This window comes from Nocardia glycosmidis, assembly GCF_052545115.1.
In genome coordinates this window covers 69,190-93,278 of the sequence record NZ_JBQWRH010000005.1, presented here as the reverse complement: position 1 = coordinate 93,278, position 24,089 = coordinate 69,190, and the positions used below count along the sequence as shown (strand labels likewise).

Sequence of the window (24,089 nt, the reverse complement as noted above, 5' to 3'; positions counted from 1 at the left end):
TGCTGGACACCGACGAAGTTTCCGCCGCACCGCAGCAGCTCGCCGTCTGCGCGCGACGAGTGAAACAGTGCGGCGAAATCTCCTTGAACTCAACCATTGTTGAGGTCTTAATGTCGGTGGCCGAGTCTTCGATGGGTCGGGGAGCGAGAGGGAGAACAACGTGAGCATCGAGTCCGTGGCGTGGAGCCAGATGTACCGGCGGGCGAACGCGCCGCGGGAACAACGGCCGTTCCGGCTGGCCACCGCCGAGCGCATCATCCGGTTCGCCGCGCCGCAGCACCGCCGGATCGGCGCGTTTCTGCTGTTCAGTGTGGTGTCGGCAATACTCGCGGTGGCCACGCCGGTACTGGCCGGCCGGGTCGTCAACGACATCGTGGGCGGTGCGGCGCCGCGGGTCGTGGTCCTGCTCGCGCTGCTGATCGGCGTGCTGGCGGTGTTCGACGCCGGGCTCGGGTTGGCGATTCGGTGGATGTCGGCGCGGATCGGCGAGGGATTGATCCTCGACCTGCGCACCGCCGTGTTCGACCACGTGCAGCGGATGCCGGTCGCGTTCTTCACCCGGACCAGGACCGGTGCGCTGGTCAGTCGCTTGAACAACGACGTGATCGGCGCCCAGCGCGCGTTCAGCGACACACTGTCGGGCGTGGTGGCCAATCTGGTGACTCTCGCGCTGACGCTCGGGGTGATGGTCAGCATTTCGTGGCAGATCACGCTGCTCGCGCTGGTGCTGCTGCCGGTGTTCGTGGTTCCGGCGCGCCGGATGGGCAACCGCCTCGCCGACCTGCAGCGGGAAGCCGCCCAACTGAACGCCGCGATGAGCACCCAGATGACGGAGCGGTTCTCCGCGCCGGGCGCGACGCTGGTCAAACTGTTCGGCCGGCCGGAGCAGGAATCCGATGAATTCGCGCTGCGGGCGCGCCGGGTGCGGGACATCGGCGTGCGCACCGCGATGCTGCAGACCGTGTTCGTCACCTCGCTCACGCTGGTGTCGGCGCTGGCGATCGCCCTGGTGTACGGGCTCGGTGGCTGGTACGCACTCCGCGGGCAATTGGACGCGGGCGCGGTGGTGTCGCTATCGCTGCTGCTGACCAGGCTCTACACACCACTGACCGCGCTGGCCAGCGCTCGCATGGAAGTCATGTCCGCGCTGGTGAGCTTCGAGCGGGTCTTCGAGGTGCTCGACCTGAAACCGCTGATCGAGGACGCGCCGGATGCGAAACCGGTTCCGGCGGGCCCGGTTTCAGTGGAGCTGGACGCGGTGAGCTTCGGCTATCCGGCGGCCGACAAGGTGTCGCTGGCCTCGCTCGAAGACGTCGCCACGTTGGATACCCGCGGCGGGGTGGAAGTGCTGCACGGCGTCTCGCTGCGCGCCGAGCCGGGCCAGCTGATCGCCCTGGTCGGCTCGTCGGGTGCCGGCAAATCGACCATCGCCCAGCTGGTTTCCCGACTCTACGATGTCGACGACGGCGCAGTACGGTTGAACGGCACCGATATCCGCGAGCTGAGCACCCGGTCGCTACGGGAGACGGTCGGACTCGTGACCCAGGACGGTCACCTGTTCCACGACACCATCCGGGCCAATCTACTGCTCGCCCGGCCGGAAGCGGCCGAGGACGAACTCTGGGACGCGCTGCAGCGCGCACGGCTGCGCGAGTTGGTCATATCATTGCCAGACGGGCTGGAGACGGTGGTCGGCGAGCGCGGCTATCGGCTCTCCGGCGGCGAGCGTCAGCGCCTGACGATCGCGCGTCTGCTGCTCAAGCAGCCGCGTGTCGTCATCCTGGACGAGGCTACGGCGTCGCTGGATTCGACCTCGGAAGCCGCTGTGCAGGAGGCGCTTTCCGAAGCGTTGGACGGCCGGACCGCGCTGGTGATCGCCCACCGCCTGTCCACCGTCCGCGCCGCCGATCAGATCCTGGTGCTGGAGGACGGCCGAATCGTGGAGCGCGGCAAGCACGCTGAGCTGCTGGCCGCCAACGGCCGCTACGCGCAGCTGTACCGGACGCAGTTCGCTGACGAGACGGTGCCCGCCGCGGTCTGATCGATCCGCTGACCCGGCAACGAGCGCCGGGTCAGCGTTGCGGGCTAGGGGGCGGACCGATCCGGGTAACAGGTGATGTCGGTGGACGGGAGAGTTCCCGCACCGAAGTAGGCGTTGATCGCACTGTTCACACAGCTGCTCAATTCGGGCCGGAAGGTCATGTGGATACGAACGTCCTGCAGAGTGACCATCCGCGACTCGGACAGATACTGATGCAGGCGGACGCCGTGCGCGTAAGGAGTCCGCGGATCGCCGCTAGCCTGCACGATGAGCGCGGGAACCGAATTCCGGACCACCGTCGGAGGTTCGACGGGCCGGGGCCAGAACGCGCACGGCTGGATATTGCCGGCCAGCGCGCCGAACACCGGTTGGGTGGCTCGGGTCTGTTCGATGTTGCGCCAGTACCAGGTCGGATCGATCGGTGCGCCGACATCGCCGCAGGCGATCTGTGCCAGCGCCGAGTTCTCGTCGTCGCGCAACGCGTGCACGATCGCACCCAGCCGGGGCGTGCGCGATGCCGTCGGTGGGCCGCCGGCGGCCTCGGCGATCTCGCGCACGGTGTCGGCCAACGCTTCGTTGAGCCGGAAGTTGGTCAGCAGGGCGTGCACGATGAACGGCAGCCAGTGATCATCGATCGCGAACCCGTCGATGACGATCGGCTGACGGGCGGCGAACCGCACGAGGTCCTCGATCTCGGCTCGCACCTGCTCCGGCGTCGCCCCGAGCCGGAATTCGTCGTCCCGGGCCGCCGCCCATCCGGCCCAGTCGTCCAGCGCGATCTCGTCTGCCGCGCCCCAATCCTGTACCAAGCCGGTCCAATACCGGTCCGGGTCGATCGCGCTGTCGAGCACGACCCGATCACTGCGCTCGGGAAACATCTGTGTGAACACCGCACCCAGGTAGGTGCCGTAGGACAAGCCGTAGAAATTGATCGTGCGCTCGCCGAGGGCCGAGCGCACGACGTCGATGTCCCGTGCGGTATTGCGCGTGGTGAACTGCCGCATCGTGAACGGATCGCGGATCAGGCAGGACCCGGCCATGCCCGCGGACTGCACCGTGTCGTGGACGAACCCCAGCGGATCCAGCCCCGCGGACCGAATCATCTCGCCGACCGGCCACCCGCACCGCGGACTCCGGCCGGACGCGCCGACTCCCCGTGGATCCATGCCGATCAGGTCGTAGCTCGCCAGCACCTCTGGCGACAGCACGTCACCGAGCAGATCCACACTGTCCAAACCCGGCCCACCCGGGCCGCCCGGATTGGACAGCAGAATGCCCCGCCGCCGCGCCGGATCACCGGCCCGCACCCGCGAAATCGCCACGGTCATCGTGCGGTCCTCGGGCTTGCCGTAGTCGAGGGGCACCAGGACGTTCGCGCACTCACCACCGGTCTTGTCCAGATTCTCGATATCGCAGGGCTTCCACTCGAGCCGCTGATGATAGAACCGGTCCAACCCGATCGGAGCCGCTTCGTCGACCGGCTCGGCCTGGCCGTATGCGGGCACCGTCAGTAGCACGGCCGCCGTCAGTACCGAAATCGAACGCCAGAACACCTTCGCTGACAACAAATTTCGCCTCTCGGCCGGAGCGAACACGCGGAATTATTGCGCAGTGAACCGTATCGGATCAGGGCCGCAGCGGTCGCGATCCATTCCTATTCAGGCAAAGCCGCGTGTCGAAGTCAGCGGTTCCGGCGCGCGTCGAGCCCCGCCCAGTCCACGGGCCGGGGATGGCAATCTCGACGCACGCAGCGGGCCAATGCGATGGCTCGGGTGCCGTCGGCGCTCAGAATTCGCCCGCGACACCCAGAACCGTTCGGCCCCGGTGGCCGCCATCCAGGATCGAGCGCAGCACTCGCTCCGCATCGGTGACCGGCGCGTAGCTCTGGAGAGTCGAAAGATGCTGTGGCCGAAACTCATTCGCGAGCCTGGTCCACAGCTCGGCACGCCGCTCGATGGGCAGGTTGACCGAATCTATGCCCAGCAGCGCGACTCCGCGCAGGATGAACGGCAGCACCGTGGTGGGCAGTTCGGACCCACCGGTGAGGCCGCTGACCGCGACCGCGCCGCCGTAGCCGATCGCGCTGAGGATGTAGGCGAGCGAAGTGCCGCCGACGCTGTCCACCGCTGCGGCCCAGCGCGCTTTGGTCAGCGGCCGCAGCTCGGCGGTCGGGTCCTGCGGCAGGCGGCCGATCACCTCGTTGGCCCCGAGTTCGCTGAGCAGATCGGCCGCGTCGGCCTTCCCGGTCGAGGCGATGACCTCGAAGCCGAGATGCGAGAGGATGTCCACGCTCACGCTACCGACGCCGCCGGTCGCGCCGGTGACCAGCACCGGGCCGTCGTCCGGGGTGAGTCCACGGTCCAGCAGGGCCTGCACGCTCAATGCCGCGGTGAAGCCCGCGGTGCCGATCGCCGCGGCCGTGCGCGGGCTCAGCTGGTCGAGCTTGACGAGCCAGTCCGCGGGTACCCTGGCGTACTCGGCGAAACCGCCGTTGTGCGAAACGCCGATTTCATAGCCGTGGGCGACCACCGGATCGCCGGGCGCGAAATCGTCGACAGACGATTCGACGACCTCGCCCGCGAGATCTATGCCCGGCACGATCGGGTAGCTGCGGACCACGCCACCACCCTTGGTGATCGCCAAACCATCCTTGTAGTTCGCGCTCGAGTAGTGCACTTTGATCGTCACGTCGCCCCGGCCGAGGAATTCCTCGTCCACCTGCTGCCGGGTCAGCACGATCCCGCTAGCCGATTCCTGCGCCACCATCGCCCAGAACTCCATGCCGACGAGCATACGAGCGTCCGGCCGGGTTCGGGCGTTACCGCGGCAGCAGTTCCAGGCGGACACCGAGCAGACGTACCGGCCGGTCGAGCTCGAACCGGTCGGCGATGCGCACCGCGGTCTCGGCGATCCGCGCGACATCGATGGTCGGCTCGGGCAGTTTCTCCTGTTTGCTGCGGGTGTAGAAGGTGTTGGTGCGAACCGTCACGGAAACCCGGGTGCCGATCCGGCCCGCGGCCGCCATCTCTTCGGCGACCTCGATGGCCAGTCGCGCCACCTGAGCACGGATCTCACCGGGATCGGTCAGGTCGTGCGGAAATGTCTCGGATTTGCTGCGGCCCAAGGGAATTCGTGGTTCCGTGGTGACCTCGGTGTCGCCCTTGCCGTGTCCGAGCACCCAGAGGTAGGGACCGGTGTTCGGACCGAACTCGGCGGCGAGCCGATGCCGGTCAGCCGCCATCAGTTCGCCGACCGTGTGAATGCCGAGTTCGGCGAGGCGGGCGGCGATCCGATTCCCGATGCCCCACAGCGCGTTGGTCGGGCGGTGCGCCATCACCTCGCCCCAGTTCGCGGCGGTGAGCCGGAAGACCCCCGTGGCGGCGCCCACGTCCGCGACCGGCTCGGCGGACGACTTGCCGGCCGACTTGGCGAACCCGGTGGCCAGTTTGGCGGTGAGCTTGTTGTCGCCGACGCCGATCGAGCAGGTCAGCGTCAAGCCGGCGACCGCGGTGCGGATCTGCTGCGCGAGGGTCTCGGGGTCGTCGGTGTCGGCGGCGAGGAACGCCTCGTCCCAGCCCCACACCTCGACCCGCCCGGGGAACGTCCGCAACAGCGACATCACCTCATCGGAAGCGTCCTCGTAGGCCGCCAGGTCCAGGGGCAGGAAAATACCGTCCGGGCATTTGCGCTGGGCGATGCGCAGCGGCATTCCGGCCCGTATTCCGAACGCTCGCGCCGGGTAGGACGCGCAGGTCACCACTTTGCGCGGTTCGGTCGGGTCACCGTGGCCGCCGACGATGACCGGCAGCCCCCGCAGTTCCGGATGACGGCGGAACTCCACCGCCGCCTGGAACTGATCGAGATCGACGTGCAACAGCCATCTGGCCACATGCCGTTCTTACCGCACTACTCCGACACGCGGCCGGAATTCCGCAGCGATGGGCCGGGTGTTCCCGCCGAGCCGCAGGTCGTCGGCGCCGCCTGGCCAGCGCTCCCGCTGCGTAGCGGCCGGTGCGTCGCGCACGATGAGCGCCGCGAGGCCGTGGCTGCGATCCCGCATCCAACGTCATGTGCGCCGGTCTCTACATCACCGAGTATCGGTTCCGCGTTATTGAGATGCGACAAAGATCGATAATCGGCGGCGGCAACGCAGCCGTTCGCTGACAACACCATACATGCGCATGACATTCGCATGTATGGTGAAGGCATGGTCGTTGCGATTCAGATCAAGGATGTGCCCGAGGAGGTGCGCGACGCTATCGCCGCACGAGCCGCCGCCCGTGGACAGTCCACTCAGGTGTACCTGCGCGCCCTGCTGGAGCGAGAGTTGCGTGCCGAGCGGAACAAGCATCTGCTCGAAGCCATGACCGGGCACCGTAGCCTCGGCATGGGCGCTGAGGACGTCGTCGAGGAGATTCGTGGTGGCCGCGAGGACGACGAGTGATCGTCGTTGATGCGAACGTCATGGTGATGGCGTTGTCCAGCCCCTCGACGCAGGGCGACACGGCGCGAGCGGCGATGCTCGCCGACGACGACTGGATGGCTCCCGGACATATGCCATTGGACGTACTGCGAACTCTCCGCAAAGCCGTACTGGGCGATCGCATGACCGCCGCCGACGCCGACGCCGCGTTCCGAGCGCTCGCCGCTATGCAGATCGTCTACGTAGGAACCGATGTCTCTCTGCTGCATACGATCTGGGCGATGCGCCACAACGTCTCGGTATATGACGCGGCCTACCTGGCGGTCGCCGCTCTGCACGACGCTCCGCTCATAACCTTCGATGCCCGGCTCGCCAAAGCCACCGAACAGACCAAACCGGACATCCGCGTCACATTGCTTTGATCCCGAACAAACCGCAGGCCACGAGTGACGCGGCACTGCCGGACACGCCCAGAACGTTGGTAGACCCAACGCAGGATCCGAACGCGCGTCCGGCGGCGCTCCGTTGTATGGCCTGAAGCCCCACCGAGGCAGCGCAGTCAGGCGGTCGCGGCCAACGCCCGGTCATCCAAGGCCGGTTCGGCGACCGGCTCGATGGCGTAAGCCAGGATGTCGGCCACGTCGGCGACCGGGCGGACATCCAGCGCGGCGAGCACTTCCGCGGGGACGTCGTCCAGATCCGGCTCGTTGCGCGCCGGGATGAACACCGTCCGCAAACCGGCTCGCTGGGCAGCGAGCAGCTTCTGCTTCACGCCGCCGATCGGCAGCACCCGGCCGTTCAGCGTGACCTCGCCGGTCATGCCGACGTCCGAACGCACCTGGCGATCCAGAGCCAGCGAAACCAGCGCAGTGACCATGGTGACGCCCGCGGACGGGCCGTCCTTGGGTACCGCGCCGGCTGGGAAGTGGATGTGGATATTGCGATCCAGCACCGTGGGCTCGATACCGATCTCCTCGAGGTGCGACCGCACATAGGTCAGTGCGATCTGCGCGGATTCCTTCATGACGTCACCGAGCTGGCCGGTGAGGGTCAGCGAGCGTTCGCCCTCGGCGGCGTTGGCCTCGATATAGAGGACATCGCCACCGGCTCCGGTCACGGCGAGGCCGGTCGCCACACCCGCCACGGCGGTGCGTTCCACCGAGTCGGGGGTGAAGCGCGGGCGGCCGAGGTAGTCCTGCAGGTCGCCCAGACCGATCGTCAGCACATCGTCGGTCCGTCGGGAGCGGCTCGGCTCGGGGTCGTAACCCGATGCGGCGGGCACTGTTTCACGCTCCGACAGCCGAGTCGCCGCCTTGCGCAGCGCCTTCGCGATCAGCCGCTCCATCTGCCGCACCCCGGCTTCCCTGGTGTAGTCGGCCGCGATCTCGCGCAGCGCCTCCTCGGTGACGGTCACCTCGGCGGCGGTCAGCGCGTTGCGCTCCAGTTGCCGCGGCACCAGGAAGTCGCGGGCGATGGCCACCTTGTCGTCCTCGGTGTAGCCGTCGACGGTGATCAGCTCCATCCGGTCCAGCAGCGGCCCCGGGATGGTCTCCATCACATTCGCCGTGGCGATGAACAGCACGTCGGACAGGTCCAGATCCATATCGAGGTAGTGGTCGCGGAACGTGTGGTTCTGCGCCGGGTCCAGCACCTCGAGCAGGGCGGCGGCCGGGTCGCCCCGGAAATCCGAGCCGACCTTGTCGATCTCGTCCAGCAGCACGACCGGGTTCATCGAACCGGCCTCCTTCATGGCGCGCACGATACGACCGGGCAGTGCGCCCACGTAGGTGCGCCGGTGACCGCGAATCTCGGCTTCGTCGCGCACCCCACCCAGAGCGACGCGCACGAACTTGCGGCCCAACGCCCGCGCTACCGACTCACCGAGCGAGGTCTTGCCCACACCGGGCGGGCCGACCAGCACCAATACCGCTCCGGAGCCACGCCCGCCGACGACCTCCAAGCCGCGGGCGGCACGGCGGGCCCGAACCGCCAGGTATTCGACCATGCGGTCTTTCACCTCCGCCAAACCGTGGTGATCGGCGTCGAGGACGGTGCGGGCGGCGGAAACGTCGGTGCTGTCGGTAGTTTTCACCGTCCACGGCAGTTCCAGCACAGTGTCCAGCCAGGTTCGGATCCAGCCGGATTCCGGGCTCTGATCGCCGGCCCGCTCCAGCCTGCCGACCTCGCGCAGCGCCGTCTCGCGCACGGTGTCGGGCAGGTGGGCCTGCTCGACGCGGGTGCGGTAATCGTCGGCCCCGTCGGGCTCATCCTCGCCGAGTTCTTTGCGGATGGCGTTGAGCTGCTGGCGCAGCAGGAACTCGCGTTGGCTCTTCTCCATGCCCTCGCGGACGTCTTCGCTGATCTTCTCGGTGATCTCGGCCTCGGCGATGTGCTCGGTGGTCCACTCGATCAGGATGCTCAGCCGCTTGGCCACATCAGGAGTTTCGAGTAGTTCCCGCTTCTGCTCGAGGGTGAGGTAGGACGCGTAGCCGGCGGTGTCGGCGATCGCCGACGGATCGGTCAGCTGGTTGACCGTGTCGATGATCTGCCACGCCTCGCGGCGCTGCAGCACCGAGACGACCAGTTTCTTGTACTCGGCGGCGAGTTCTCTCGTCCGGCCGTCCGGTGTGGGTGTCTCGACCGGTTCGGCCTCGACCCACAGCGCGGCGCCCGGTCCGGTGACCCCGTGCCCGATCTTGGCGCGCCGCTCAGCCTTCAGGACGGCCGCCGGAGCGCCGCCGCGCATCCGGCCGACCTGTTCGATGGTCGCCACCACGCCATAGGTGGCGTAGCCCTCGGTCAGCCGAGGTGCGAGCAGTACGGCGTCTTTGTCGGCGGCCCGAGCGGCGTCGATCGCGGCCTGCGCGGATTCATCCAGCCCGATGGGCACGACCATGCCCGGCAGCACGATCGGATCGGTCAGGAACAGCACCGGCAGTTTCTGTGGTGTAGTCACGTCTTCGACCCTTCCAAAAGTTGAGCGATACCTACTCAACCCGGGGGTAATGGCGTTTGTTCCGCGCAGCTCGGGTCGTTCGCTGCGGGCGAATTCTCGGCCTCGGCACCCACGACGAAAGGAAGACCGGTACCGAGGTCTCGTTCTCCGGCGTTCCGGTCGAGATAAAACAAGCATGTTTGCCTTCTTCTGTCCCCGCTGCGATGCTGATCGCCAACGGCACCGGAGGCGATGCGTCTGGGAGGGCAAGGAAACCGATGGCTGACCTCGAAGTCTTGCTCGGCGATTTGACCGAAGAATGCGCGGATCTGGAACGACTCGTCAGCCCGTTGGCGCCACCGGAGTGGGCGCGCGCAACCCCGGCACCCGGTTGGAGCATCGCCCATCAGATCGGACATCTGACCTGGACCGATGAGATCGCGACGATCGCGGCAGCTGACCCGGAGGAATTCCGGCGTCTGGTGACCGAGGCCGGGCCGCGTGCGCTCACTTTCGTCGATGAAGCGGCCGAGCAGGCCGCGACCGCGACGCCGGCCGACTTACTCGACCGGTGGCGGCGTGGACGCGCGTCCCTGGTCACGGCGCTGCGCGCGGTTCCTCTGGGCGTCAAGCTGCCGTGGTTCGGCCCACCGATGAGCGCGGCCTCGATGACCACCGCCCGCGTCATGGAGATCTGGGCGCACGGGCAGGACGTGGCCGACGCCCTCGGCGTGCGCAGGACGCCCACCGCACGGCTGCGCACCGTGGCCCATATCGGCGTGCGTACCAGGGACTTTGCCTATGCGGGGCACGGAAAGACCCCGCCGTCGGCGCAATTCCGCGTCGAGCTGACGGCCCCTGACGGCACGATCTGGACGTGGGGTCCCGAGGACGCCGTGCAGCGCGTCACCGGACCCGCACTCGACTTCTGCCTGCTGGTGACGCAGCGCCGCCATCCGGACGACCTGGCGATCGCGGCGCAGGGAGACGACGCCACGGAATGGCTCACCATCGCACAGGCTTTCGCGGGGCCGGCGGGCGCAGGAAGGTCAGCGGGCCAGTTCACCTGATCCGCCGCCACCCGGCCCGCCGGAGGATTCGAGAGCGGGCGAGCGCCACACTTGGGTGCGCCTTTTTCGTGTCGGCCGGACGCCGTTGGCCGGGTGCTCGATGTGGCAGTCGAGAATGACGCTCGCCAGCTACCCGCATATCTACCCGCTGATGTATCGACAGAAACATGACGGAAACATGAACGCCCACCGGCCGCGGCCGGACAGGCGGTAGTCACCGCATACCCTTGCTCGACAATGAGCGAGCGAAACGAGCGAACCATCGACACGGCAACCGAGGCGTTCGGGCCCGAACCGAACCTCGGCGAGGTACCGGTGTGACCGCCTACGACTTCTGCGTCATCGGCGGCGGGATCGTGGGCGTCGCGACCGCGCACCAGATCCTCACGCGCAACCCCGGCGCGCGACTGGTGCTGCTGGAGAAGGCGTCCGAGCTGGCCGCGCACCAGACGGGGCACAACAGCGGCGTCATCCATTCCGGTATCTACTATCCGCCGGACAGCTTGAAAGCCACACTGTGCCGCCGCGGCGCGCGGTGGACGAAGGACTTTGCTGCGGCACATGACATTCCATACCGGGTCTGCGGCAAGCTGCTGGTGGCGACCGACGATGCCGAATACGCGCGGATGCTCGCGCTGCACGAACGGTCGATCACCAATGGGGTGGCCGCCGAACTGATCGACGCCCCGGAGCTCGCTCGGCGCGAACCGAAAATCGCCGGTGTAGGAGCGCTTTTCGTGCCCGACACCGGGATCATCGACTTCACCCGGGTGACGACAGCGCTGGCCGAGGAAGTCCGGGCAGGCGGAGGTCAGATCGTACTCGGCGCCGAGATCACCGCGCTCACCGAGACGGCCGACGCGGTGAGCGTCGCGGGCCCGACCGGCGCCTGGAGCGCGCGCCGCTTGGTGGTCTGCGCGGGCTTGCAGTCCGATCGAATGGCGCGAGCAGCCCGGCTGCGCACGGACTTTCGCATCGTTCCGTTCCGGGGCGAGTACTACCAGCTGCCGCCCGAACGAGCCGAACTGGTCCGCACGCTGATATACCCCATACCGGATCCCGAGTTGCCTTTTCTCGGCGTGCATTTGAGCCCCATGATCGATGGCGCGGTGACCGTCGGCCCGAACGCAGTGCTCGGATTGTCGAGAGAGGGCTATCGCAAGGGCAGCTTCGATGCGCGGGACGCACGAGAAGTGCTCGGGTTTCCCGGATTTCACCGAGTTGCCAGCGCCAATATGCGGACCGGGCTGCGGGAACTGCGCAACTCACTGTTCAAGCGCGGATACCTGGCCCAGTGCCGCCGCTACTGTCCGGAGTTGACGCTCGCCGATCTGCATCCGCGCGAGGCAGGTATTCGCGCGCAGGCGGTTCTGCGGGACGGAACCTTGGTGCACGACTTCATGATCGAGCGCACCGAGCGCTCGATTCACCTGCTCAATGCCCCGTCACCGGCGGCGACCTCGGCCATGCCGATCGCGGAGTACATCGTCGACCAGCTCTGAGCGTCGCCGAACGGCGCCGACTCCCGCGCAACCGCCCGGTCGCGATCTGGCAGTACGACACACCAAATCACGCCACCTCTCGAATAAAGAGGAGATCTGTAGTATTTTTGACGGCAGTCGTGAACAGGGAGGGCCTATGGGCCACATCAAGTACGCGAGTGACGTCGGAGCGCCCGTCGAGGTCGCCTTCAACTACACGGACAACCACCTATTCGTACCGGAGTGGATGTTCGGCATCACGGATTTCGTACCGATCGGCGACGTGGACCGCGGGCTCGGCGCCGTCTTCGAGACCAGCGCCCGCCTCGGACTCTGTCGACCGAGTTCGACCACCTGCGAGATCACCGAATACCGGCGCAACGCGGTGATCGGATATACGCTCCGTGGACGCTTGTCCGGGACGCTGACATTGCGCTTCGACCCGCTCGGCTACGGGCGTTCGGTGCTGACGTCGGAGGTGGAATACGACCAGCTGCGCCGCCCGGTCGGACGCCTGGTGGACGCCGCGGTCAAATCGGCGCTGCGGCGCACCGAATCCCGATTACGGATGGAGATAGAGCAATTCCACGGTACCGATCTTGTCGGCCGGATTGCGTAGGGTGCCACCCATGATCATCGTGAGCACCGACGGATCCTGCCTGCGTAATCCCGGCGGCGCCATCGGCTGGGCTTGGGTCAATCATCAGGGCTCCTCCGCCAGCGGAGCAGCGGTATCCGGAACCAACCAGATCGCGGAGTTGCGCGCGGTGCTGGAGGCGATCAGCTCCCATCCGGGCGCCGAACCCCTTCTCATCGAAAGCGATTCGCTCTACGCGATCAAATGCGCCTCGGAATGGGTGGCGGGCTGGCGGCTCAACGGATGGCGCACGGCCACCGGCGGCGCGGTGAAGAATGTCGAACTCGTCCAGCAGATCGATCGAGCCATCGCGAGCAGGCCCGGTCCGGTCCGATTCCGTTGGGTGCGAGGGCATGTCGGCAACTACTTCAACGAGCAGGCCGACGCGCTGGCCGGCGAAGCGGCTCGGCAGGCCGCGGCCACCGCGGCTGTCGCCGAGGCGAACACCGTGGAACTGCCTGCGGTGACTGTGCCGGCGGCGCCGGAAGCGCCGATGGACAAGGCCGCGGGGAAGGCAGCCGCGCCGTCGGCGCCACCGGCATTGACACTGTTCTGATCCGCTCGCGCAGACTGCCCGAATGGCCTCCGGCGGTGGTGGCTCGGCCCACCGCCGGAGGCGCCCGGCTAGCTACCCGGTCGCGGCCCGGGCGGACCCTGCGGTGCGGGCTGCGCGGGGCCGCCCTGCGGTGCGGGCTGCGCGGGGCCGCCCGGCGATGCGGGCTGCGCGGGGCCGCCCGGCGGTACGGGTTGCGCGGGGCCGCCCGGCGGCGGCGCACTCGGCAGGCCGGTGCCCGCGCCCTTCAGCATCGGTGAGTCGAGTTTCTCGACCAGCCATTTGTCGCCGGACTTCTGCAACTGGGCGATCACGACGACGAACTGCCGCTCCGGGTTGGCCTGGGTGAAGTTGGTCCGATACTGCGTGAGGGTCACCAGCACCTTCGCCGAGGTCTTGTCACCGGACTGGTAGCCGCACTGCACGTCGTCGGCCCAGGACTTGACCCGCGCCTGCACCATCGCGTCCTCGAGCGCCTTGGTCGCGTCGTCGAACTCTTTCAGGAACTCGCCGGTCGATCCGGCCTTCACCGTGGTGAAGTAGTCATCGAGGTTCTTCGAGTAGTCGTAGACCGACACTTCCTTGCCGAACTGGCATGCGGCGCTGGTCGAATCGCGAATCGCGTCGAGCTTGTCACCGCGGTCGGCGCCCTGCAGGAAGAACACGACGACGGCGGTGATCGCCCCGACCGCGAACACACCGGCGACGAACGCGGCCACCAACGAAAGCGTTGCGGATCTCGCGGAGGCGTCCGCTTCGAGACCGCCCTGCTCCGCCACCTTGTGGTCCGTCTTCGGCTTGTTGTCCGGCTTCGGCTTGTCTGCCTCGTCCGCCTTGGACAGGTCGGGCTTCGCCGCGCGGTCGGCGTCGTCCGATTTCTCGGTCACCGCGTCGGTGTCCTCGCCGCTCGTGGCGGCCGTGGTCTCGGTGTCCTTGTCGGTCTCGGCGTCGTCGGTAGACATCGATACAAACCTGCACTTTCCCGGCGCGCCTCGTCGCGGGCCGATTGACTACGGCCCACGGCAACGGGCCTTACGGGTTCTAGCGGCGAGTATGCCCGGGCAGCGGGGGAGCCGCCGGACCGGGTGACTCACCGCACCGGAGGAAGGGTCCGCTCGTTCGGATCCACACCCGGTGGCATGTGCGCGCCGTTGTTCGGCACGTCGGGTCGCGGCGCGTTCGCCGCACCACGGATCAGCTGACCCGGCGGCGGGTTCGCACAGTAGTTCCACTTCGGAATCGTCCCGTCCTGGACGACCTCGTTGCGGATCCTCGGGGTCTCGTACGCGCAGAACGGCCGGGGCCAGATGTCGATGATCGCGTGGAACTCGCCGTCGTGCGCCGGGATGCCGAGTGCTTCGCCACCGAGCGCGAGTGAGGGGAACAGCGCCCGCAGCGCGGGCAGCCGCAACTGTGCCGCCTTGGTGATCGCTTGGAAGTTGGTCACCAAACTGGTGATCGGATCGGCCGTCCGGTCCAGCACGGCACCGAGGCCGGCGAGCTGGCCGGGCGCCTGGTCGAGCACCCGCTGCAGTTCGGCGTTCGCGTTCTCGAACTGCGCGAACAGTGTGCCGGAATTGCGGGTCAACGTAGCCAGGTCCGGCTGTGCCATGGAGCTGGTGTTCGCGATGGTGCGCAGGTTCGTGATCAGATTCGTGGTCTGCGGCAGCAACGAGTCCAGTCCCGCCATGGCCAGGCTGATCCCGTTGACGATGCCGCGCAGCTGATCTGGTCCCGCGCTGAGCGCGATGTCCAACTCGTTCAGGATGACCTTGAATTGGTCCGGGTTGATCTGCGCGATCAGGGCGCTGGAGTTGTCCAGCACCGCCCACACCGGCGTCGGCGTCTGGATCTTCGCCGGATCGAACGCGAGCACCGCGCCATCGGCCAGGAACGGACCCTGCTCGGAGTTCGGCCGGAAGTCGATGTACTGCTCACCCGCGCCGGACAGGGCCTGCACCGCGATCCGGGTGTCCACCGGAATCTGGTATTTCGCCTCGATCCGCGCGGTGGCGGCGATGGCCTGGCCCCGGTCGATCAGCTCGATCGAGGTGACCTTGCCGATCCGCCAACCCCGCAGTGTCACATCGTTGCCCGGTTGCAGACCGCCGGAACGGTCCAGGTTCACCGTGACCGTGTAGTCCGAACGCAGAGGGTTGACCCGCATGACGTTCACCATCAGGTACCCGCCGCCGACCAGCAGCACGAGCACCAGGCCAAGGTTCGACAGCAGCACCTTGCGTCCGGTCAGGTTGCGCAGGAAGGTCACCGGTGTCCTCCCGCCACCCGGCCCTGCACCACTTGCAGCACCTGGATCAGGCTGCCCGCGAAGTCCTGCAGATCGTTCAGATCCTGCATCCTGCCGTGTTGCGGATCGGTGAGCGCGCTGATGTCGAGGTTGGTCACGGTCGCGTACACCGCGAAACTGCTGCCCCGGAAGGTCGCGTCGACCTTCGGCCGCACCACCCGCAGCCGGTCGAGCAGCACGCCGAAATCGTCGCCGGTCCTGGCCAGCGCGTCCATCAGCTGACGGGTGTTGTCCAGCAGGCTGCTCAACTGGCCGGTGGAGGTGTTCGCGTAATCGCCGAGCGCGGCACTGGCCACCGACAGCTTGGTCAACAGATCACCGACGGCCCGGTTGTTCTCCGCGACCGCGCCGATCATCTGCGGCAGCGTGTCGGCCACCTCGCCGAGCTCCGACCGCCGCGACTCGAGGGTAGCGGCCAACGTGCTGAACTCGCTCAGGACGCTGTCCACCCGGGCGGTGTTGGCATTCAAACTGCCGACCACACCGGTCATCTCGGTGATCAGCTGAGCCAGTTGCCCGCCGCGGCCGCCGAGGATGGAGTCCAACTCCGCGCCCAGCTTGGACAGGCTCGCGATGCCGCCGCCGTTGAACAGCAGGGAAACCGAGATCAGCAATTGCTCGACGGTCGCACCCGCGGAAGTCTTGTCGAGGGTCAGCGTGTCGCCGTCGCGGAGCATTTGCGCACCGGCTTCGGCTCTGGGCTTGGACACGGCGACGAACACATCACCGAGTGGGGTGGCCTGACGCAGTTGCGCCGTGCTGCCCTTGGGCAACTCGATGTCCTTGCGCAGGGTCAGATCCACGATGGCCTGGAAGTTCTTCGTCTTGATGCCGGTGACCACGCCGACATCCGAGCCGCCGATCTTCACCTTCGCCTGGTCGGGCAGGTTCAGCGCGTTCTCGAACACCGCGTGCACGGTGTAGGTGTCACCGTTCGGGCCGGGTTGGGGCAGCGGCAGCTTCTCCACGGTGACACCGCAGCCCCCGGTGACCGCCACAGCGGCCACCGCGACGACCGCGACCAGTGCCCTGCGTACCTTGACCGTCATCCGGTAGGTCATTTCGTCAGTCCGAGCAGCGCGGCGGTGAGCCCGTAGTCGGGTCCGAAGTCCTGCATATTCCCGGTGCGGCAGCCGTCGGCCCGCATCTGGACGCGCTCGCAGAACAGGCTGACGATCTCGCCCGACAGTGCGGTGCCGATGATCGCGTGCAGCCGGACGTATTCATGCTCGCGGTTCACGATGCCGTTGATGTTCTGCATGGCCAGCGGCGCCACGTCGACGACCTCGGTGATCCCGTAGGCGTTGTCCCGCAGCTGCCGTGTGACGTTGGTCAGCCCGATCATGGTGCCGGCCAGCTGATCCTGGTACTGCGTGAGCGTGCTGCTCGTGTTCCGCAGGAAGGCGCTGAGCTGGTCGAGCGTGGCCTGCAGGCCGGGGGACTGCTCGGCGAGCAGGCCGGACATCCGGGTGACCCGGTTGCTGAAATCGCGCACCGACTGGTCGTTGTCGGCCAACATCGTGGTGAGCTCGTTCAACTTGATGATGATGCTGGAGATCGCGTCCTTGTTGTCCACACCGACCTTCAGTGCGCCGGACAGAGCGCGCAGGGTGTCGCGGATCTTCTCGCCGTTGCCGTTGAGCATCGGGTAGAGCACCCGGCCCGACAACGGGCCGATACCTTCCTGCCCCGGCGCCGGCGCGAGCGCGGCGGCGAACTGATCGATCGTCTTGATCATCGTGTCCAGCTCGACCGGCGTGTGGGTGCGTATCTTGGGCAGGTGCGCGCCATCGGCCATGGTCGGGCCGCCGGTGTAGACCGGGGTGAGCTCGATGTGCCGGTCGGTCACGATGGACGGCGAAATGATCGCGGCCTCCGCGTCCTTCGGGATCTTCACGTTCTTGTCGAGCGACATGTGCACCTCGACCAGGGTGCCTTTGGGCACGACCTTGTCGACTTTTCCGACATCGAGCCCGAGAACCGTGATCGGATTGCCCTCATAGATGCCCGCGATGTTCTCGAAGTCGGCGGTGATCCGCATGGTGGCGCCCACGGCGTCGTTCACCGAACTCGGCAGCAGCGAGCAACTTCCGACCGCCAGCGCCGCGGTGCTGATCAGGAACGTCTTCGCGACGGTGGTCAACGGAAAAGCCGGGCGGAATTTCATCCCTGGCACCCTTCGATCGCTTGGGCGAAGCACAACCAGTTGTCCGGGAACAGCCACGGCAGCCCGACATCACCGTACGGTCCGCTGCCGCCCCACGAGTTCGCCAGGTAGCGCACGGTCGGCGGCATGAGCGACAGCAGCCGGTCCAGGTTGTCCTTGTTCTTCTGCAGGCCCTCGGCCATGGTGTTCAGCTGCTGGATGGTCGGGCCGAGCTGATCGTTGTTCTGCGCGCCGATCTCCTGCAACTGCCTGGTCAGCGTCGCGACGCCGTCGAGCAGCTGGCGCAGCAGGGTCTGGCGCTGCATCACGCGATCGGCGATGGCATCGCCCTGCGTGATCACCAGCAATACGCTGTTGCGGTTGTCGGCGAGGATCCGGGTGACCCGGTCCAGGTCTTTCAGCAGCGTGTCCACCTCGGCCTTGCGGGCATCGACCACTTTGGCCAGCGCGCCGACGCTGTCGAGTGCTTGCGCGGCCAGCTGCGGCGAGCCGTTCATCTGCTCGTTGATCAGGTTCAGCGCCTGCGCCAGTTTCTTGGCGTCCAGCGCCTCGAATTTCGGCGTGCCGACTTGCACGACATCGGCCAGATTGTAGGGAACGGCGGTGTTGGACAACGGGATTCGCTTGCCCCTCGAGCCGGAGCCGTCGCCGGGCTCCAGATCGACGAACCGGGCGCCGAGCAGGGTGGCCATCTTGATCGAGGCGCGCGCGTCCGGACCGAGTTGCACGTCTTTGCGCACGCTCAGTGTGAGCAGCACGTGGCTTCCCTCGAGTTCGGCGCCGACCACCCGGCCGGAGGACACACCCGCGACGTTCACTTTGTCGCCGACCTTGATGCCGGCGGCCTGCACGAACTCGGCCTCGATCGACTGCTCGCCGACCCCGACGAGCTTGTAGACACCCGACACCAGCAGCAGCACCACGATGAGGACGCCGCCGAGAATGCCCACCCAGAAGTGCCGGTTGCGGTCGAACCGGGCCGCGATTTTCGTCATCATGGGCGGCACACCGCCGAATGCGAGGTCCCACCGATCTGAGCGAACACGCCGCGCGGGAACAGGACTCCGTAGAGCGAGACATCCAGACCGCACAGATACGCATTGGCGTAAGCGCCCTCGGAGGTGTGTCTGCCCGCATCCGACAAGATGTTCGGCAGATCGATCGCCGCCTGGTCCAGCTTGGCGCCGTTGTCCAACAGCAGGGTCAGCGCCGCGCTGGTGGAGTTCTGCGCGGTCCGCAGCTTCGGCTGGATCTGCCCCACCATGTCGATCAGCGACGTGGTGGCGCTCGTGATCTGCTCGGTCGAGGCGAGCAACGACTGCCCCTGTTCGTACAGCCCGCCGATCAACGCGCGGGTCTGGGTTATCAGGGTCTCCAACTCATCACCTCGTTTGGCCAACCCCGCCATCACGGCGGAGAGGTTGGTGATCACATCGGACAGAATCGCGTCCCTGCGCTGGAAGTCGGTGGCCAGTTGCGCGGCCTGCACGATGAACGCGCTCAACGAGACACCGTCACCCTGCAACGCCTGGATGAAGGTCTCCGACAAGCGGTTGACCTGTTCGGGCTGCAAAACTTGGAACAGCGGCTGGAAGCCGTTGAGCAGGGCCGATACATCGAACGACGGCTCGGTCCGTTCGATCGGGATCGTCCCGTTGTTCTGCAGCGGTGCCGGGCTCGACGCCGTACCAGCAGCCAGCGCCACATAGCGCTGACCGATCAGATTCTGGTAGCGGACAAGGGCTTTGGTGTCGTTGTAGATCGCCTGGTCGCGCTGCACCACGAAGGTGACCTCGGCGACCGACTTTCTCAGCGTGGCATCGCGCGCGAGCTCGATCTTCTCCACCTTGCCCACCCGTACACCCGCCATGCGCACGTCGTCGCCCTCGTGCAGCCCGAGCACGTCGGAGAACGTCGCGCTGTAGCGGTAGGTGTCCCCGGTGACGGTGCGCGCCAACGTGTTCCACACCACCACGGTGACCAGGATCGACACGAGGGCGAAGATGCTGAAGCCGATCAGCGGCTTGCGAATGCTCATCGTCGGGCACCATTGTCGGACACCTGCATGGTTCCCCCCTTCAAAATCGCGCTCAGCAGCAGATATTCGGCGGTGGTCGGCTTGCGGCCGAGCAGCGCGACGATCGCCGAGTCCCCCTGGTAGGAGATCGGCGCCGCCGCCGGGGTGCCCTCTGGTGCGGCAGGCACAGCAGCCGGTGCCGGCGCGGCAGGCGGAAGCAGACCGGGCGGCAGCATCGGGAACAGGCCCTCGAGCGGCGTGCCCGCGAAAGGACCGATCGGCCCGCCGTTCGGCGCCGCCGTGGTGGCCCGGTCCGGGTCCGGCGTGGTGACACCCGGGACCAGCGGCAGACCCGGCATAGGCAGCACCGGCGGCAGTCCCGCAGCCGAGTCGAGCGCGCGCGGCCTCAGCTGAGGCGGCAGTTCCGGAAGGTCGGCGACGGCGGGGGCGGAGGAGCAGCTCGGACCGGCCAGCTCACCGTAGCGCGGGCAATCGGCCACGGTGTAGGGCCGGTACGGCGTCAGCGTGGCACCCGCGTTCCAGACCTGCTGCTGCTGCGGACCCCAGGTGAAGGTGGTGTCCAGCCGGCGCGTGGTCTCGCTCAGGTTGAGCAGACTCCTGGTGATCGCGTCCGGGTCCGCCGCGAGGGCGCCGAACATGTCGCTGGTCCCGGCGGTCACCTCCTTGCCGGCATCCGGGCTGCGGGCGAACAGATCGTTCACCGTGTCCACCGTCGCGCCGGCACCCGTGATCAGCGCGACCAGCTCACCGCGCCGGTCGGCGATGGTGCGCGCGGTCTGCACCGAGCTGCCCAGCACGTCGACCAGCTCCGGCGCGGACTGGTTGAGCGCGTGGAACGACGCGGAGAAGTCGCTCAGCAGCACCCCGAGGTCGGGGATCGACTCGTCGACGGACCGCAGCCAGCGGTCGAACCGCTCCACGGTGGAGCCGGGCATCCGGCCGCTGCCGTCCAGTGCCTGCGACAAGGTGCCCAGCACGCGGCCGAATTGCACCGGGTCGATCTTGTCGAGGATGTCGCGCACGGTGGTGAGGGTGTCCTGCAGCGCGATGGTGCCCTCGCTGCGGTCCTCCTCGATGACGGAGCCCTCGTGCAGGTACTGATCGGCGGGCCCGTTGAAGACCAATTCGACGGTGGTGACCGCGAACAGGTTGCTTGGCACCACGCGAGCGGTCACGTTGGCCGGGATGTCGCCGGCGAATTCCGGCTTCATCTCGATCCGGACCTGCTGTAGCTCGCCTTTCGCGGCGACGTCGACGTTCTGCACAGCGCCGACGAGCACGCCGCGGAACTTCACATCGGCCTGCTCGGGCAGGCCGTCACCGGTGGTGGTCAGGTTCGCGGTGACGTTGACCTTCTGCTTGAAGTAACCCTGGTAGCGCAGCATCAAAAAGGTCAGCACCAGCGCGAAGACGAGCAGACCGCACAGGCCCGCAACGAGCAACTGCCGCGTCGTGGGCCCGCGCCCACTGGGATCGATGATCATCTGGTGGTTACCCCGAGATCCGGATGCCGGGGTTGACACCCCAGATAGCCAACGTCATGAACAGGTTCGCGAAGACGACCGCGATGATGCACATCTTGATCGCGCGGCCCGCGGCCACACCGACGCCTTCGGGACCACCGGAGGCGAAGAAGCCGTGGTAGCACTGGATGAACGTGGTGATCGCGACGAACAGGATCGCCTTGATCAGCGAATAGATCACGTCGACCGGGATCAGGAACTGATAGAAGTAGTGCTGGTAGGTGCCGGCGGCGGTGTCGCCGATCAGCTGCACGGTTACCGAGCAGGAGATGTAGGCCATGGCCAGCCCCAGGCAGTACAGCGGGATGATGGCCACCATCGCCGCGAACATCCTGGTGCTGATCAAATAGGGCAGCGGCCGAATGGCGATGGACTCCAGCGCGTCGATCTCCTCGGAGATCCGCATTGCTCCCAGCTGCGCGGTGAAGCGACAGCCCGCCTGGGCGGCGAAAGCCAACGTCGCGAGCAGCGGTCCGAGCTCACGAGTGGTCGCGAACGCCGAGATGGCGCCGGTGATCGGACTCAACCCGAGCAGGTTCAGCGAGTTGTAGCCCTGGATGCCGACGGTCATGCCGCCGAAGGCGCTCAGGATCGCGACGACGCCGATGGTGCCGCCACCGACGACCAGATTGCCGTTGCCCCAAGTGACGTCGGAAAGTAGTCGCCAGACTTCCTTGGGGTAATGCTTGAGCGCCAACGGAATGGAACCGATCGAGCGCAGCAGGAAGAACACCTGATGGCCGAGCCGGGCGAGCATATCGACTGGCGCCTGAGCGGATTTCCGGATCGTCCGGAGGGGTCGCAGCAGCGGAGGTATATAGCTCGAGGACACCGGCTCAGACCACCTGCGACGGGAATAGTGCGTTGTAGACCTGGGTGATGATGAGGTTCACCCCGAACAGCATGATGGCGGAGCTCACCACCGCGGAATTCACCGAGTTCGCGACGCCCCCGGGACCACCCCGGGTGTTCAATCCGGTATCGCAGGCGATGATCGCGGCCAGCAGTCCGAAGATCAGCGATTTGACCAGCGCGACAAGCAGATCGGTGGTCACCGCGAACGAGGCGAAGGTGCCGACGTAGGAACCGGGCGTGCCGTTTTGCGCGAAGATATTGAAGATGTAGCCGGTCAAGAATCCGACGAAGACCACGAAGCCGCACAGCAATACGCTGACCAGCATCGCCGCGCCGAGCCGCGGTGCGACCAGCCTGCGCATCGGGTCGACGCCCATCACCTTCATGGCGTCGATCTCCTCCCGGATGGTGCGGGAGCCGAGATCGGCGCACACCGCGGAGCCGACCGCGCCGGCGATCATCAGCGAGGTGACCAGCGGGGCGCCCTGCTGGATGATGCCGAGGCCGTTCGCGGCTCCGAGGAACGAGGTGGCGCCGACCTGACCGGCGACCGAACCGACCTGAATGGAGACGATCACGCCGACCGGGATGGCGACCAGCAGCGTCGGCGCCGCAGCGACATTGGCCATGAACGCGCACTGCCGAACGAACTCCCCGAATGGGAACCGTCGACGCAGAATTGCCATGAACAGTTCGGCTATCGCGGCGAAACCCATGGTGATCTGCCGGCCGAATGTTTCCAGCGAGCGCTTCGGATGATCTCGCCAGTACGACTCCGTCCAATCGACCGCGTCACGCAACCGTGACCCTCGGGGTGGACTCTCGGTCGACTGCACTGGCTAACCCTCCTCGACGCCGGTTGGGTGCCCCGACGACTCGTTTGCTTGACGCACCCTACTACGGGGTAGTGCATAACACAGCGCGGACTTGTGATTGCTGTCATAGATGTTGCCCACCGTTGACCGAAAGCAATAACAGAAGTCGATGAACATTGGGGTACGGCCCGATAGCACCGATCTGATCGCTGCGACAATTGATAGTCCCACCTGCGTAAATACCGGCCTGAGCAGATCGAAGCGGAATTAATATGGAGAATATTCATCGAAAATCCCAGCTGGAAACGGACGACGAACACATCTACCTCTGGGCGCACCCCCGGCAACAAACGCCCATGAGATTTTCACTATTGCGATAGCCGAGCACTATTGTTCAAATAAGATACGATTCGATCGTTGTGTACGAAATGAGGTTGAAACACCTCGCGGTGGGGACAACCCGTAGTGGGTGACGCGCCCAAGACCGATTACTGACACGATGGGTGCGACAGATTGATATCGTGCGGGCTTCCGACGTCTGGAGGGACATGTTCAGCAAACTCGCCAAGGTGGCCAACGCCGCCTTCGCCGTCGCCCTTGGCGCGGCGCTGCTCGGCACGGGCGCAGGGGCCGCAAACGCCCAACCGGGCCCGCCGATCGTGGGCGGTGGATCCGGGATCATCATCGACAACCAATTCGAGTGCACGGTCACCACGGTCGGTCACGACAACGCCGGCCGTCTGGTCGGATTGACCGCTGGACACTGCGGCGATCCCGGCTCGCAGGTCTACGCCGAATCCGCCCGGGACGCGGGTGTGATCGGCCGGTTCGCCTACTCCAACCATGACCTGGATTACGCCGTCATTCAGTTCGAGCCGGGCAAGATCACCCCGGTGAACCGAGTCGGTAACGTCACGATCACCGGGATCGGTGGACCTGCCAACTTCCCGCAAATCGTCTGCAAGGAAGGCCGGACCACCGGCAACACCTGCGGTATCGCCTGGGGCGACGTCTTCCGGACCAATGTCGAGACCTGGAGTCAGATGTGCGTGGTCGAAGGCGACTCCGGCGCGCCGGTCGTCGTCGGCACGACACTGGTCGGTATGGTGAACGCCTACCTGGCCGTCGCTTGCTTCGGACCAGAGGTCGGCACCAACCTGAGCGCGATCATGGGTGACCTCAACACGCGCGGCGGTGTCGGTGCGGGTTTCCTGCCGATCTGATCGAACCCCGACCTGATCGG

General features: G+C 66.7%; 22 protein-coding genes. 8 read left to right on the top strand and 14 right to left on the bottom strand.

The features are described from left to right. Positions 1 to 160: 160 nt before the first annotated feature. The gene (locus tag ACT86A_RS08230; RefSeq protein WP_445091415.1) at positions 161 to 2,041 is read left to right on the top strand and encodes an ABC transporter ATP-binding protein; all 1,881 of its coding nucleotides are present in this window, start codon (positions 161 to 163) and stop codon (positions 2,039 to 2,041) included. A 44-nt stretch (positions 2,042 to 2,085) separates the two neighbouring features. Here ACT86A_RS08230 and ACT86A_RS08225 read toward each other — a convergent pair whose 3' ends face one another. The 4 genes from ACT86A_RS08225 to ACT86A_RS08210 all read right to left on the bottom strand — a co-directional run bounded on the left by ACT86A_RS08225 (position 2,086) and on the right by ACT86A_RS08210 (position 6,101). Further along, positions 2,086 to 3,606 (bottom strand): alpha/beta hydrolase, encoded by a 1,521-nt coding sequence (locus ACT86A_RS08225; RefSeq protein WP_445091414.1) that lies wholly within the window; start codon positions 3,604 to 3,606, stop codon positions 2,086 to 2,088. A 220-nt stretch (positions 3,607 to 3,826) separates the two neighbouring features. Beyond that, positions 3,827 to 4,822 carry an oxidoreductase gene (locus ACT86A_RS08220; protein ID WP_445091413.1) on the bottom strand — a complete coding sequence of 332 codons (996 nt, stop codon included), beginning with the start codon at positions 4,820 to 4,822 and terminating at the stop codon, positions 3,827 to 3,829. Between the two features lie 37 nt (positions 4,823 to 4,859). After that, positions 4,860 to 5,930, bottom strand: coding sequence for a DNA polymerase IV (locus ACT86A_RS08215; RefSeq protein ID WP_445091412.1), 1,071 nt, complete (start codon positions 5,928 to 5,930; stop codon positions 4,860 to 4,862). A gap of 9 nt (positions 5,931 to 5,939) precedes the next feature. After that, a complete protein-coding gene (locus tag ACT86A_RS08210) occupies positions 5,940 to 6,101 on the bottom strand; it encodes a hypothetical protein (RefSeq protein WP_445091411.1) in 162 nt (53 codons plus the stop codon). A 147-nt stretch (positions 6,102 to 6,248) separates the two neighbouring features. On the opposite strand from ACT86A_RS08210, the gene ACT86A_RS08205 reads away from it, so the two are divergent. After that, on the top strand, positions 6,249 to 6,485 hold the full coding sequence (locus ACT86A_RS08205; protein WP_445091410.1) for a FitA-like ribbon-helix-helix domain-containing protein: 237 nt from the start codon (positions 6,249 to 6,251) through the stop codon (positions 6,483 to 6,485). Further along, positions 6,482 to 6,886 carry a type II toxin-antitoxin system VapC family toxin gene (locus tag ACT86A_RS08200; protein ID WP_445091409.1) on the top strand — a complete coding sequence of 135 codons (405 nt, stop codon included), beginning with the start codon at positions 6,482 to 6,484 and terminating at the stop codon, positions 6,884 to 6,886. Before ACT86A_RS08205 ends, ACT86A_RS08200 begins: the two co-directional genes overlap by 4 nt. 137 nt (positions 6,887 to 7,023) lie before the next feature. Here ACT86A_RS08200 and lon read toward each other — a convergent pair whose 3' ends face one another. Next, positions 7,024 to 9,360, bottom strand: a complete 2,337-nt coding sequence (gene lon / locus ACT86A_RS08195) for an endopeptidase La (RefSeq protein ID WP_445091617.1) — start codon at positions 9,358 to 9,360, stop codon at positions 7,024 to 7,026. A 317-nt stretch (positions 9,361 to 9,677) separates the two neighbouring features. Between lon and ACT86A_RS08190 the strand changes: the two genes are divergently transcribed. The 4 genes from ACT86A_RS08190 (at position 9,678) to ACT86A_RS08175 (ending at position 13,143) form a co-directional block, all read left to right on the top strand. Further along, positions 9,678 to 10,469, top strand: a complete 792-nt coding sequence (locus ACT86A_RS08190; RefSeq protein ID WP_445091408.1) for a TIGR03084 family metal-binding protein — start codon at positions 9,678 to 9,680, stop codon at positions 10,467 to 10,469. A 317-nt stretch (positions 10,470 to 10,786) separates the two neighbouring features. Beyond that, complete coding sequence (lhgD, locus tag ACT86A_RS08185) at positions 10,787 to 11,971, top strand: L-2-hydroxyglutarate dehydrogenase (protein ID WP_445091407.1); 1,185 nt, start codon at positions 10,787 to 10,789, stop codon at positions 11,969 to 11,971. A 136-nt stretch (positions 11,972 to 12,107) separates the two neighbouring features. Next, the gene (locus ACT86A_RS08180; protein ID WP_445091406.1) at positions 12,108 to 12,569 is read left to right on the top strand and encodes an SRPBCC family protein; all 462 of its coding nucleotides are present in this window, start codon (positions 12,108 to 12,110) and stop codon (positions 12,567 to 12,569) included. Between the two features lie 10 nt (positions 12,570 to 12,579). Beyond that, positions 12,580 to 13,143, top strand: coding sequence for a ribonuclease H family protein (locus ACT86A_RS08175; protein WP_445091405.1), 564 nt, complete (start codon positions 12,580 to 12,582; stop codon positions 13,141 to 13,143). Between the two features lie 68 nt (positions 13,144 to 13,211). On the opposite strand, the gene ACT86A_RS08170 is transcribed toward ACT86A_RS08175, so the two are convergent. The 9 genes from ACT86A_RS08170 to ACT86A_RS08130 all read right to left on the bottom strand — a co-directional run bounded on the left by ACT86A_RS08170 (position 13,212) and on the right by ACT86A_RS08130 (position 22,867). Next, positions 13,212 to 14,102: a hypothetical protein gene (locus tag ACT86A_RS08170; RefSeq protein WP_445091404.1), complete on the bottom strand. Its 891-nt coding sequence runs from the start codon at positions 14,100 to 14,102 to the stop codon at positions 13,212 to 13,214. 128 nt (positions 14,103 to 14,230) lie between these two features. Next, complete coding sequence (locus ACT86A_RS08165) at positions 14,231 to 15,409, bottom strand: MlaD family protein (RefSeq protein ID WP_445091403.1); 1,179 nt, start codon at positions 15,407 to 15,409, stop codon at positions 14,231 to 14,233. Continuing rightward, positions 15,406 to 16,497 (bottom strand): MCE family protein, encoded by a 1,092-nt coding sequence (locus tag ACT86A_RS08160; RefSeq protein ID WP_445091402.1) that lies wholly within the window; start codon positions 16,495 to 16,497, stop codon positions 15,406 to 15,408. Before ACT86A_RS08160 ends, ACT86A_RS08165 begins: the two co-directional genes overlap by 4 nt. Positions 16,498 to 16,505: 8 nt before the next feature. Further along, entirely contained in the window at positions 16,506 to 17,615 is a 1,110-nt protein-coding gene (locus ACT86A_RS08155) for an MlaD family protein (protein ID WP_445091401.1), read from the bottom strand. Next, on the bottom strand, positions 17,612 to 18,610 hold the full coding sequence (locus ACT86A_RS08150) for an MCE family protein (protein ID WP_445091400.1): 999 nt from the start codon (positions 18,608 to 18,610) through the stop codon (positions 17,612 to 17,614). The genes ACT86A_RS08155 and ACT86A_RS08150 overlap by 4 nt, the downstream gene beginning before the upstream one ends. Beyond that, positions 18,610 to 19,653 (bottom strand): MCE family protein, encoded by a 1,044-nt coding sequence (locus ACT86A_RS08145; RefSeq protein WP_445091399.1) that lies wholly within the window; start codon positions 19,651 to 19,653, stop codon positions 18,610 to 18,612. The genes ACT86A_RS08150 and ACT86A_RS08145 overlap by 1 nt, the downstream gene beginning before the upstream one ends. Beyond that, entirely contained in the window at positions 19,650 to 21,137 is a 1,488-nt protein-coding gene (locus tag ACT86A_RS08140) for an MlaD family protein (protein ID WP_445091398.1), read from the bottom strand. Before ACT86A_RS08140 ends, ACT86A_RS08145 begins: the two co-directional genes overlap by 4 nt. Positions 21,138 to 21,144: 7 nt before the next feature. Continuing rightward, positions 21,145 to 22,008: an MlaE family ABC transporter permease gene (locus ACT86A_RS08135; RefSeq protein ID WP_445091397.1), complete on the bottom strand. Its 864-nt coding sequence runs from the start codon at positions 22,006 to 22,008 to the stop codon at positions 21,145 to 21,147. Positions 22,009 to 22,012: 4 nt separating this feature from the next. Beyond that, positions 22,013 to 22,867 carry an MlaE family ABC transporter permease gene (locus tag ACT86A_RS08130; protein WP_445091396.1) on the bottom strand — a complete coding sequence of 285 codons (855 nt, stop codon included), beginning with the start codon at positions 22,865 to 22,867 and terminating at the stop codon, positions 22,013 to 22,015. A 527-nt stretch (positions 22,868 to 23,394) separates the two neighbouring features. On the opposite strand from ACT86A_RS08130, the gene ACT86A_RS08125 reads away from it, so the two are divergent. Then, positions 23,395 to 24,069: a chymotrypsin family serine protease gene (locus tag ACT86A_RS08125; protein WP_445091616.1), complete on the top strand. Its 675-nt coding sequence runs from the start codon at positions 23,395 to 23,397 to the stop codon at positions 24,067 to 24,069. Positions 24,070 to 24,089: the final 20 nt, after the last annotated feature.